Raw genomic sequence first — 11,999 nt, forward strand, 5'->3', positions numbered from 1 at the left:
TGGAAAATGGGCGTGTAAGTGTAGCGAAAAACCATCTGCAATTCATCATATGAAAGGACAAAACATGATTAACGGGTTAGATATCGAACGTTTCCGAACTACCATGGCAGCGGTTGAAAACGACCATACAAAAGGCAAGGCAACATTACGCGCCGATTCGCGCTGGGTATCCGGCACGAAGAACGAAATCTCCGTGCGCCGCTTCCCTGCCTTTACCACAGACGAACCGAAAAACATGGGCGGTGAAAACGCCGCCCCAAATCCGATGGAATACCTGATCGGCGCTGCGGCAGGCTGCTGCTCCATAGGTTTCGAGTTGCAAGCAGCACAGGCAGGCGTGAAACTGGAACAGTTTGAAATATCCGCAAGCGGCGGTATCGACATGGCCAAACTGTTTGGCATGGAAGATGGCTACGGCGGACTGGATAATCTGGTGCTAACCGTAAAAGTAAAAGCCGACGCCGACCTTCCTACCCTGCAAAATTTCGCCGACCGCTCAGCCGCCACCTCCCCAGTGTTGAACAGCCTGAAAGCGCGGGCAAAAGTGGTTGTGGAAAAAATCTAGACGACTCAAACCGTTTTCTTGTTTTCATTTCGTTGAAAGCCCCTTTTCTAGACAACTTGAAACGTGCTTAATCGCTCAAAGGAGTACATGACATGCAACAACTGCACACTCTGAAAGACATCGAACAGGCCATCGCCACACACCCTTTAGTATCACTGTACATCAAAGCCCCAATCTGCGGTGTTTGTACGGTCGTGGCCGCCCAGCTTGACTCAGCTTTGGCGGTGGAAGGAAATGTGTATGCCGTAAAAGCCGATATTGCTGAAATACCCGAAATGGCCGGGCGTTTCCACGTGCTGACCGCACCTGCATGGCTGCTGTTTTATCAAGGCAAGGAAGTAGAACGGATGGCCCGCTTCATCCCTCAGGCACAGATGAAGCAGACATTGGCAAAATGGACAAAAATAGCAGAAAGCGGACATCAGTAACCGGTCTATCAATGTTTCAGACGGCTGCGGTCTTGATAATGATGCAAGTGGTCAAGTTTTTAAGATGATTTGCAAAACACTTAAAAATTTGACCGCTCTTTATTACGAAAAAGGTCGTCTGAAACGGCTTGCAGACTGAGATAATGATTGATGAAACGCTGTGATTTGTACACTAAAACCATCTTCTAAAAATTCCCTTTGACATTCTCCATCTTTCCTAATAAGATGCGTTCAAGTTTTTAAACATATAAACTCAAGAAGCCGAATATGCCACAACAAACGATGAATTTAATGCGCGAGTGCATTCCCATTTTTACCGTGTTGAGTGATGAAAACCGCCATCAAATCCTGCGCGTGCTGTGGGAACACGGCAGGATGAATGTGAATGAGCTGACCGAGCATCTGCATCTGTCGCGCCCTGCGGTGTCGCACCATTTAAAAATCATGCTGCAAGCCGGAGCGGTGGCAGTGGAACAGGTCGGCAAAGAGCGGTTTTACAGTATTGCCATGGCGGATGCGGTGGCGAGGTTGAAACAGCTTGCAGATTTGATGGCACAAAATTGCCCACTTTCAAAATAGGGTTATCCATTAACCCTTTATTTTTACCCAAATGCGTTTACATTTTTAAACTTATCAACTTAAAGGAAAGAATTATGTTATTCACGCCATTCACTTTTCAAAACGGCAAAACCGCTAAAAACCGTATCTTCAAATCCGCCATGGAAGAGCAACTTGCCCAAAACGACCAGCCGTCTGAAAAACTTGTCCGCCTCTACGGCACTTGGGCAAAAGGCGGTGCGGGCGTTTTAGTTACGGGCAATGTGATGGTCGCCGAAAGCGGCAAAGGTTCAATAAACGATGTGGTGATTTCAGACAGCCGCAGCCTTGAGATGCTGAAAAAATGGGCGAAAGCTGGCACACAGAATGACACATTACTCATCATGCAAATCAATCATGCGGGCAAACAGTCGCCTGCGGTGGTCAATAAAACGCCGCTTGCACCGAGCGCCGTGCCGTTGGTGGGCATGGATGGCTTTATCAATCCGCCGCGCGAATTGACTGCCGATGAAATCAACGGGCTGATTCAGCAATTCGTACAAACCGCGAAAATCGCCGAACAAGCAGGCTTCTCAGGCGTACAAATTCACGCCGCGCACGGCTATCTCATCAGCCAATTCCTCTCGCCGCACCACAACCGCCGCCAAGACCAATGGGGCGGCAGCTTGGAAAACCGTATGCGCTTCCTTTTGGAAATCTACACTGCTATTAGTGCCGCTGTGGGTAAAGATTTCTTGGTTGGCGTAAAACTCAATTCGGCGGATTTCCAAAAAGGCGGTTTTGATGAAAGCGAATCGGTGCAAGTGGTACAAAAACTGTCGAAAATGGGCATTGATTTTATTGAAGTTTCCGGTGGTAACTACGAAAGCCCGCAAATGCTCGCCGCCAAAGACAGCACCCGAAAACGCGAAGCCTTCTTCATCGATTACGCCGAAAAAGCCCGTGCAGTCAGCCAAGTTCCACTGATTATCACCGGCGGCTTCCGTTCGCAAACCGCCATGGAAGACGCACTCTCCAGCGGCCATTTGGATTTAGTCGGCGTCGCCCGCCCGTTTGCCTTATTCCCTGATTTGGCAAACAAAATGCAAAACGGCACTTACCAAACCGTACAAACCGACCGCATCAAAACTGACGTAGCATTTGTTGATAAAAAAGCAGGTGCAATGTTGGAAATGAACTGGTATATGACGCAAATGGACTTAATTGGCCAAGGTAAACAGCCTGATCCCAAATTGTCAGCATGGAAAGTTTTACTGAAAACTTTGTGGGAAAATGGCAAAGTCGGTTTAAATACTGGCAGATCTTGATAGGGTAAGCAGGGATTTGAAGGAGGATTAAATTTTAAAATTTAACCGTATTTAAAAGTATGAATATAAATAAGTTGATACTAAGAAAACCATTTGAATCTTTAAGTTCAAACGGTTTTTTAGAATTTACGATAAAGACATTAATACAGAAAAGACCTTGTTTTAGTTGAGATTTAAAATAAAAAATAATGAGTAGATTTAAAACGAGCGTATTGGGGCTTGCGCTAACAGTGTGTCGATGTGTGAATTAGGTAATAGATTGTGATCATTGTAAATGAGCCACATCGTTAAGCTGCTCAATATGAAAACCGCTTTCACTATCGTATTTCACAATACTGATCGAAGTATTCAATAATGACACGGATTTACCCTCATCACGATGGTTTTCCCAAGTCGCTCCGCCTAATAAAGACAATAAAAGCCGCAAGGTATGGCCATGCGATACCACTAAAATATTGGCTCCCGATTGATGTACCTTAATGATATCGTAAAGGGCGGCCATTGCACGTACTGCTAATTGTTCAAAGGTTTCGCCACCATTGCTTAATGCTTTATAAGCTGCCGGGTCATTGGTCAGTTGTTTGAATTCGGTTAGCTTCCGCAAGTCATCGATCTGCATACCTTCCCAACTTCCAAAAGATTGCTCATTTAGTCCACAGTGCTGAAAAAGAGGGATGGGACGCTGGCCGATAATATGGCCAGCCGTATCAATGGCACGTTGTAAAATACTGGAATAAGCAGCGGTAAATTCTACTTGTTGTAGCGCTACGCTGGCTTTTAGAGCTCCTGTAATTCCTTGTTCGGTCAGTGGTGAATTGCCTGATCCCTGCAAAAGCCCCTGTTCGTTCCATTGGGTACGGCCATGGCGAATAAAATAAAAAGTGAGTTGTTTTGACATCATAGTTCCTTGGAGAACGGGAAGTATAGGGTATAACTAATTCATGATGCAAAGGCCGTCTGAAACGATAATTTCAGACGGCCTTTTTACTTTAACGTGTGCCGTTTAGATAAGGTCGTGCCTGGAGGATGACAAGCTTACCATTGTCAAACGCCCATTCGATGTCCTGCTCACCATTAGCAAATAGCTGTTTGATTTGTTGGCCGGTTTGGTCAAGGTGACGTATTTGTTCTTGATTCATTACATTGCCACTGGTTACAGGCACCTCGCGTACTCCACCATTTTTATCTAGTTGCAACGCTGTGGTTTCATTAGAGGAGCTGAGACGTTGTACAGAATCATTGCGACGGTTATAGACTACCTGTTCGGCTACCCGTTTGCCCTCAACGACACGAATACCCAACCCGTGTTTGGCGGCAATGTAGGCGCTGTTTTTCTGAGCAGTATCATAAGGATTGATGGTAACCAACACACCGGAGAGATCTGCATTGATGCTTTGTTGTACGAAGACACTCATTTTCACGCTATCGTGAGGCAGTCCGGCAATACGGCGGGCTTCGTATGCGCTGTAATTGAAAACGGAGGCCCAAGATTGCTTCACTGCTTCGGCCAACGCGTTTTCATCGGTAACATTTGGCACGGTGGTGTACAGCCCTGCGCCGCTGAAATTGGGCAGGTCTTCGGAATTAGAGGAGCTGCGGACAAACACGCCTTTGCTGTTTAATTGATTGCGCCATTGCTCAGCCCATCTGCGCTTCCATTCTGACGGGATTTCGGCATCGGTAATTTTTTTCTGCAGTGTGAGTAAAGCAGTGCGGCGCTTGCGGTTGTCTCCATCACTTTGCGTTTCGATTTGTGCCAGTATTGTTGCATTAATACCCAGCCTAACCATCATGGCTTGATAGTAGGCAAACGGAATGCAGAATCCGTCAGGAACGTTGCTGCCTGCAATATGGGCACGGATATGGCCGAGGTTGGCAGCCTTACTGCCGCAGTAACGGCTGTCATCACGGCGCAGGTTTGCCAAAGCCCTAAGGCCATAATCGGAAACATCAGGTTGGGGCAGGGTAAGGCCGTCTGAAAAGCTTTTACTGGTAGTGTTCCGGTTGGTTTGGACAATTCGGTATTGTTTAGCAGTCGCTTCAAATTCGATACGACGGCCAATATACGGGGCTAGGATTTTTTCTGCGTCTTTAAGGTAAATATTGGGAATCCCCCAACCGCGTGCCAATACATTCACATGCGATAGTGCAGTAGATGGTTTTTCACTGATAATCCCTGCCACAGGAGGCAACTCTAGGGGAACCTCTTTCAAAATAATAATATCGTCGGCGCCGACATTATAAAGATCATCTTCTTTGGCAATAACGCGTAATATACCTATCGCTTTACCTTGGTTTAGAGGCAGGTAGGGGAAATTTTTAATCAAACTTTCTTGGGTAATAAAAGGAACTTTACTTTGCTCGGCAACGGTTTCCTGCCATAAAGAATTGGTTTTATAACGCAACGGAGCGTAGAAACTGTCTTTCAGACGGCCTGCCGCCAATCTCAACAATTCAGGCGTGATTTTGTCTCCTTCCCAAAACTCATAAACATATTCCTGAGTACTATTCTGCCAACTAATAGTACCAAACAGATAACGCCGATTAGGACTACGGTATTGTTGATTCAATTCAGTTTTTGACAGCATGGATTTCAAGATAGTAGCTAAATAGCGTTCATGTAGCCGAAATTTGGGAGTATTGATGTAGTCGGTACGGCCATCGTCTTCGCGATCGATAAGGAAAAGGATGTGAGGAATTTCATATTCGCTCCCTTGCTCATAAATACGCGAAAGCAAGTCAAAATCGGCTTGGCTTTTGATTACAGATAATGCAGGAATTTGTGTTTTAACTGGAGTGACTGCAGTTTGACGCTTTTCAGACTCGTAATAAGAAGGCTTACGTGCCGTTGGTGCAGCCGTATCGGCTGTTTCAGCTTCAGGACGGCACGCTGAAAGTAAAAACAATATTGGGAGGTAAAAAGCAGGTTTCATGATGTTGTCGGTTATCTAAATCAGATGAAAAGCAATATATTTATGGTAAAAATATGTATTGTGTTCTTTCCGTAGGTAGGACATGTGCTGCCTACGCGTCTTGTGTTCCCAAACAGCCTGAAACCGCAAGGATGGAGGCATTTGCGTTTTTCAGGCTGTCCCAATTTACCGCTGAATCTGCGAGGTAATCGTGCTGTCGGTAATCTTGTCGTCTTCCGCCAGCAGCATGGCTTTGGAGAGGACGACCGAGAGCGTGTTGTCGCCCTCAAACGGGATAAACAGTTTGTCGGATGCGTCTTTTTTGCGGCTGTCGGGTACAATGCAGAGGTATTGGTCGTCCGGCAGCATCAGGATGTTGCTGCTGCCGATGTGGATTTTGTAGGTACGCAACTTGCCCTGTACGATGAGGAAGTTGCCGTCTATGTGGGCAACCTTGGCGATTTTCAGGCGCGGCAGCAGGGTTTCCAGTACGGCTTTGCGGGTTTTGGCCACTTCGCCCAAATCGCCGAAGGAATAGCTCTGCCAGTAGCTGTAAAAACGTGCCTCTCCGCCGTTATCTTCCCAAGTCGGGTCGTTGCCCACGCTTGCCACGCCGACAAACAAATCGACGTCGCGCAATACTTCGGAAAACACGCGCGGCGGGATATCAATTAAGTCCAGCACGGTGGCATGGTAATCGTCGTCCAACCGGTGAAAGCGCACTTGGTCGGTACTGACATACTGCCAGATACCGCTTTCCGTCCATGCTTCTTCGCTATCCACTGCGTTTGCCCAAAATTGGGCGAGCAGGTTGTATTCGGGCAATTCCAGCGAGACGGTTGCGTCGTCGCCGCCATCCCACGCGCCTGCCAGTGAGCCCCTCCAGCCGCGTCCTTTGGCAAGCGTCATGTATTGGTGTTGTTTCAGGATGTGGGCGGCAAAACGGTTGCTGTATGTTTTGGTGTTGATTTCGGCTTCGGTGAGCAGATAGATTTCACGGTATGCCTGTTTCAGCGGCTGGCGGATTTCTTTGTCCTGCAGCAGTTTGCGCCACTGGGCGATGCTTTGCTGCGTGGCAAGCGCGGGATGCCACAAGCTGACTTGCAGGCAGTCTGAAACATCGGTTTGCTCCCCCGTTTCGTCCACCCATGTTCCGTCCAACCACAGCGCGGATTTGCCCTGCGTATCGTTTTCATCACGGAAAAACTGCCATATTAATGAGCGCGTGAGGCAGGACATCAGTCCGTGTTGCCAGTAATACTGTTCGGCGTGTTCCAGCGGTACGCGGTGTTCGGAGCGCATCATCTGGTCCAAGCGGTCGCGTTGGGCTGTGAGCGTGGTGTTGAGGTTTTTTTGTGTGGCTTTGAGCTTTTTCAGTTTGTCGGCATGGTCGGTTTTCACGAAGGTGGGTACGGTTTTCTGCGGCGAGCCGTCGGGTTTGAACCAGCGCAGTTCGGACTTGCCTATGCCCGTAACCGCCAGACGGCAGGTGTAGCCGCCGAAGTCGTAGTCTCGGCAGCCTTTCTGCAAGCCGAAATCGTCCACCGCCATGTCTTCGATTTCGTTGCGGGATACACCCCGCTGCGCAGCGGCTTCGTCCAGATAGTTGGCAATCGCGTTCTGCGCGTTGCTGAACTTAATCCGAAGGCGCAGGCGAGAGAGGCTGGCGATGCCGTCCAGCCCTTTGGAGCGGAACAGCGCATAGAAGCAGGCGTTGCCTATGGAAGCATAGCGCGCCCCGAGATTGGGGATTTTTTCGTATGAATGCAGCGCAAGTTGGGTAAGGGCGGACAGGGTGGCACTGTCGTGGAAATGGCTGCACATCCATACCAGCCCTTTGAGCACGGTTTGGTTGATGCTGCAAACGGGCAGGACATGGGTGTCGTAGCTGTATGCTCTGTGGGTGACAGTTTCGGTCTGCACTTCGCTGCCGCAGACAAATTCTATCCAGTCGTGCAGCATTTTTTTGAACCTGTCCGCACCCAATGTGTCAATCAGCGTTTTGGCTTCTTTCAGGTATTTTTCGCTCGGCTTGCCCGCATTGGCGGATAGGGCAAGCGCAATGATTTTGCTCCATACGTTCTGCTGTTCGGGCGGCAGAGCAGCAAGTTGCGGATTGGCGTATCGGGCAAACTCGTCGTCTTGGGCGGGAAAACAGGCTTCGGCGGAACCGCCTGCCAGTTCTGCCAGGGCGGCAAGGTTGGCGGTAGCGGCTTTCTTGTCCCATAGGTTTTCCGCAAAGACGCGGTAACGGTCGCAGGCGTTTTTCAGGCCGTCTGAAAGCGTTTCGCTCGGATTTGGAAACTGTTTTTTGATTTGGTTTATCAGATATTTGAGTGGATAGTAATCTGCCTCCCGCTTGGACAGCCCGTTATCGTCAAGCATGGCGGCAAAAATACGCTGCACATCCTGCTCCGTCATCGGCAACGTTTTACGCGCCAGAGCCATCGCTACTGCTACACGGATGGTGCCGTAATTGTGTATCCTGTCCTCGCCTTTGTTTTTAAAAATTTTATTCCGTCCCCAGCCGCGTATCAAATCAATGCAGTGGATCAGCAAATCGACGCGGTATCCGGGTGCGGCTTTCTCCACTTCGGCAAAACTAGGGCAGAGCTTCAGGTTTATCGTGTCGTATTCGTGTGAACGGCTTTGGAGCCATTCTTTTTCCAGTGTGTTGAGAAGCTGATTGAACTTGGCACGGTGGCTGTCGGAAATCTGCACGGTTTGGTTTTGGCTCATAGGACTGTCCTTGCGTATCAATGTGTTGGTTATTTCGCTGCAAAGGTGGATAACGTCGGTAAGGGTTTTCTTGTCCGCACTATTCAGGCTGTATGGGGCATCTTCTACAAAGGTGAGGTAGCGTTGCGCGGCGGTTTTCAGGCTGCTTATCCGCCTACTAGCGGCGTGAGTTTGATGAAATTGACGACCAGCCCGTCATGCAGGCACACCATATCGTCCAGCGTTTCCAGTTGGCGATTGTCGGCAAGGATGAAAAACGAATTTTGCTCAAAAGCTTTCAAAGCGACGGCGATTTGCTTTTCCACGTCCACAGGTTGCGGGTGCGTGCCTTTTTTGCCGTGCGTTTCCCGAATCACGATGTCGCCGAGATCGGTGGGGATAACGAGGCTGTGGCGTAAGAGGACATCGGCGGCGCGGTTGTTGTAGGCTGCAACTTCCTGCCGCACGCGTTCGGCAATCAGATCCGCCGCGCTGATGTGCTTGGTTCTAAATTTTAAAAACAGCTCATGCAATACTTTGCCGGCGAGATTTTGGTCTTGGATCGTGATGGTAGCTGCGATCATGGATGACTCCTCCAAACATAAAACAGACAAATCATACTGTTTTTTGATCGTTTCAGACAGGCTGAAAACAAAGCAGCCTTTACATTGATAGATGCGAGTGCAGGTTGCCCTTTACATTTTAGTTCTGTAGGAACTTTGTGAGACCTTTGCAAAATTCCCCAAATCTTTTCATGGGAATTTTGCAAAGGTCTCGACTTGAGTTGAAACTCAAGCAGATGACTTTGTTCAGGAAATATTGTGATGAAGAGCGAAAAAAGGTCGTCTGAAAAACCAAATTTAGGTTTTCAGACGACCTTTTCATTTATGGCTTTACTGTTTATTCGATGACAACGCGCGCGTTAAGCGGCTGGACGGGGCGGTTGTTATGCGAGCCGATGGCGCGGGTGAATTTTTCTGCCTGCGCCTGATCGATGTGGTCGTAGGTTTTCAACAGCAGCCACGATACGCCTTCGCTGCACGGCGGTGTGGTCAGCGAACCGGCAAAGCGGTAGTATTTCAGCCGTTTCGGCAACAGGGTGCTGGCGTCGAAGGCTTTGTCGAGGTTTACCTTTCCTTCTTTCATCGGCATCACGTTCCATATCGGAGCCAGGCGGTCGTTGGTTTTGCCGGGTTCGTACAATACTGCCAATACCAAAGGCTGGCGGTTTTCGTCCAAGTGGACGAAGTGGGCTTCCATTGGGAAGGTGCGGCCTTTGATTTGGTTTTCACTGGGTACGTGGAAATGGAATTGTTTCAGGGTGTAGGTGCGACCGTTCACGCTGAGGGTATTGCCGCCTTCGGGGTAGTTGACTTGGATGGTGTGGCCGTTGTTTTCCACGTTAACCGCGCTCGGCTTGTAATCGACTTTGATGGCGGGCAGTCTGCCGGAGACGGTTTCGGTAATGTTGACGGGGGATTGGTTTTTGCCTGTAGAGCATAAACGGAACTCTTCAGAAAGCTCACCCCAGCTTTCGGGGGAGTCGTGTCCGGTGTAACCCCAATGTGTGTGGTTTCCGTGTGCAGCTGCGGAGAATGCCGCGAAGGTGGACAGCAGGAAGACAGTCAGACGAGGCAACGTACGGGTCAAGCAGGGCATTGCAATATCCTTTCTATAAGGAGGAGGGAAAAAAGCATTGCGGTGTGCATGTGGGATATTGTTATTTTTTATTAAACCATAGCCACATTAAATCGTCAGGTCAAGCCTTCTTTGGGTAATTAATTTAAGGCTATGAAGTTAAAGCGAATTCATTTTTTTCCAAACGATATTATCGTTTAGAAAATTGATAATAATTTGAAATAGAAAACTTCCGTTTTTCACACCTTAAAAATTTAAGGAAGCCGACTCATGAAAAAGGTCGTCTGAAAAACTAAATTCAGGTTTTTTCAGACGACCTTTTTGCCTTGCCTGACAAGGGTTATTTGTGCAGCCCGCATTCTTTGCTGCCCTTGCTTTCCCACCACTAGCAAGCCGTAGCCCATATGCAACCTAAACTCAACAAGGATGTGTGAGAAACGCACGTATGCGGTTCTCAAGGTTTGAGCTAAGAGGCCGTCTGAAAAAAGAAAAAACGTTTCAGACGTCCTTTCTTTCGACAAGTTGCCACAGCAATCAGAAAAAGTAGCCTGCATCACCTTATGCACTGAAACCGCCCAATCAAACTTAGTTCGACAAATATGCCAATGATCTCAAGCGCGAAGTTGAAAAACGCGAAGGCAGAAAAATCAGCAGCCAAGAAGCCGCGATGAGAATCCGCAGGCAGATACTGCGCTGGGTGGACAAAGGTTCCCAAGACGGCTATACCGATCAAAGCGTCATATCCCTTATCGGAATGAAAGGCGAAGACAAAGCCTTGGGTTATACTTGGGACTACCGCGACTACGGCGCAAGAAATCCGCAAGCCTACAACGATCCGAAGCTGTTTGAGGAATACCGCCGACAGGACAAACCCGAATACCGTAACCTGACCTGGCTGCACAGCGGGACAAAAGACACCAAAATCAGGCAGGAAGAGCGGAAAAACGAAGAGCTTGCGCTGAACGTTGCCGACTGGCTGATGAGCTTTGTCAACCCCAATCCGAGGATAAAAGCCCCGATTATTGCGGGAGTTGGCAACCTGAAAAACATCAAGCCGGCCGTTACCGGCAGCGATCCATTATTGTCAGGGGTCGGGAATATCCGTATTCCTGCAAATGGCAATGTTGCGAAGGGGGACAGGATTCCGGATACGGCATTGGCGTCGAAGAGTCATCAAAAGAATGATTTTGGTACGTCTAAAGGACAGGGGGCAGGGTCTTCTATACCTGTCCCTCAAGCTATCTCAATAAAAATTAAAAATCCAGATAAAACGATTAGTGAAACTACTTATAAATCTAATCCTAAACATACTCCTGGTCAGTTAGGGTTTAAGTTTGATGCTGGTATTGAGCCAAAGAATTCAGTTCAATTAATTGAAAGTTCAGTACAAATTGGTAAACAGCGATTTGCAATTGATGATAAAGGACATATTCATCGTTATATGGGGGCGATAGGAAAAATGAACCTTGGCATTGGGCTGGTTCTACATCCGATAAGAAGAATCCCTTGTCCTTAACAAGTCAACAAAAAGCAGGAATTAAAAAAGCATACCCCGAGCAATAAAAGAATAAGTTATTAAAATAAGGATTTATATGAATATTATTATGGATTCAACAAGAAAATTTGGGATTTTATGGGAAAAAAACTCTGAATGTAATGGTTTTATTTATGGAAAAATTCAGATAATAATAGGAGAGAATATATATCCTAAGATATGCCCATATGGATATTTTACACTAAATACAGTTTTTAATAGTTTGAAATCATCCTTTGAAGAGAAGTATTATGCAGGTGGAAACAATGGTTTAGATTTTGGAGAGCAAATATTTGATATAGATAAATATAATTCTCTGGAATTATGTAATATATGTTC

General features: G+C 47.6%; 9 protein-coding genes and 2 pseudogenes. 6 read left to right on the forward strand and 5 right to left on the reverse strand.

Features of this window, described 5'->3' with window-relative positions; translation table 11 throughout:
- The first annotated feature begins 64 nt into the window (after positions 1-64).
- The 4 genes from ACTHUE_RS05425 to ACTHUE_RS05440 all read left to right on the forward strand — a co-directional run bounded on the left by ACTHUE_RS05425 (position 65) and on the right by ACTHUE_RS05440 (position 2,858).
- On the forward strand, positions 65-565 hold the full coding sequence (locus tag ACTHUE_RS05425) for an OsmC family protein (protein WP_440403027.1): 501 nt from the start codon (positions 65-67) through the stop codon (positions 563-565).
- Positions 566-657: 92 nt separating this feature from the next.
- Positions 658-993 carry a thioredoxin family protein gene (locus tag ACTHUE_RS05430; RefSeq protein WP_007241657.1) on the forward strand — a complete coding sequence of 112 codons (336 nt, stop codon included), beginning with the start codon at positions 658-660 and terminating at the stop codon, positions 991-993.
- A 267-nt stretch (positions 994-1,260) separates the two neighbouring features.
- A complete protein-coding gene (locus tag ACTHUE_RS05435) occupies positions 1,261-1,572 on the forward strand; it encodes an ArsR/SmtB family transcription factor (RefSeq protein ID WP_070512429.1) in 312 nt (103 codons plus the stop codon).
- A 74-nt stretch (positions 1,573-1,646) separates the two neighbouring features.
- Positions 1,647-2,858: an NADH:flavin oxidoreductase/NADH oxidase family protein gene (locus ACTHUE_RS05440; protein ID WP_440423090.1), complete on the forward strand. Its 1,212-nt coding sequence runs from the start codon at positions 1,647-1,649 to the stop codon at positions 2,856-2,858.
- Between the two features lie 265 nt (positions 2,859-3,123).
- Here the strand turns inward: ACTHUE_RS05440 and ACTHUE_RS05445 are convergent, their stop codons facing one another.
- From ACTHUE_RS05445 to cah, 5 genes are all read right to left on the reverse strand, one after another.
- Positions 3,124-3,759 carry a histidine phosphatase family protein gene (locus tag ACTHUE_RS05445; RefSeq protein WP_440423092.1) on the reverse strand — a complete coding sequence of 212 codons (636 nt, stop codon included), beginning with the start codon at positions 3,757-3,759 and terminating at the stop codon, positions 3,124-3,126.
- Positions 3,760-3,847: 88 nt separating this feature from the next.
- Positions 3,848-5,791: a PEP/pyruvate-binding domain-containing protein gene (locus ACTHUE_RS05450; protein WP_440423094.1), complete on the reverse strand. Its 1,944-nt coding sequence runs from the start codon at positions 5,789-5,791 to the stop codon at positions 3,848-3,850.
- Between the two features lie 165 nt (positions 5,792-5,956).
- Positions 5,957-8,509, reverse strand: coding sequence for a DUF4132 domain-containing protein (locus tag ACTHUE_RS05455; protein WP_440423096.1), 2,553 nt, complete (start codon positions 8,507-8,509; stop codon positions 5,957-5,959).
- 146 nt (positions 8,510-8,655) lie between these two features.
- A complete protein-coding gene (locus ACTHUE_RS05460; protein ID WP_225905474.1) occupies positions 8,656-9,072 on the reverse strand; it encodes a hypothetical protein in 417 nt (138 codons plus the stop codon).
- A gap of 316 nt (positions 9,073-9,388) precedes the next feature.
- The gene (gene cah, locus ACTHUE_RS05465) at positions 9,389-10,147 is read right to left on the reverse strand and encodes a carbonic anhydrase (protein ID WP_070460650.1); all 759 of its coding nucleotides are present in this window, start codon (positions 10,145-10,147) and stop codon (positions 9,389-9,391) included.
- 571 nt (positions 10,148-10,718) lie between these two features.
- Here cah and ACTHUE_RS05470 point away from each other — a divergent pair.
- Positions 10,719-11,689, forward strand: a pseudogene (locus tag ACTHUE_RS05470) (hemagglutinin repeat-containing protein); the annotation flags it as partial.
- 29 nt (positions 11,690-11,718) lie between these two features.
- A pseudogene (locus ACTHUE_RS05475) lies at positions 11,719-11,999 on the forward strand (hypothetical protein); the annotation flags it as partial.

Source organism: Neisseria sp. P0021.S005, from assembly GCF_051956955.1.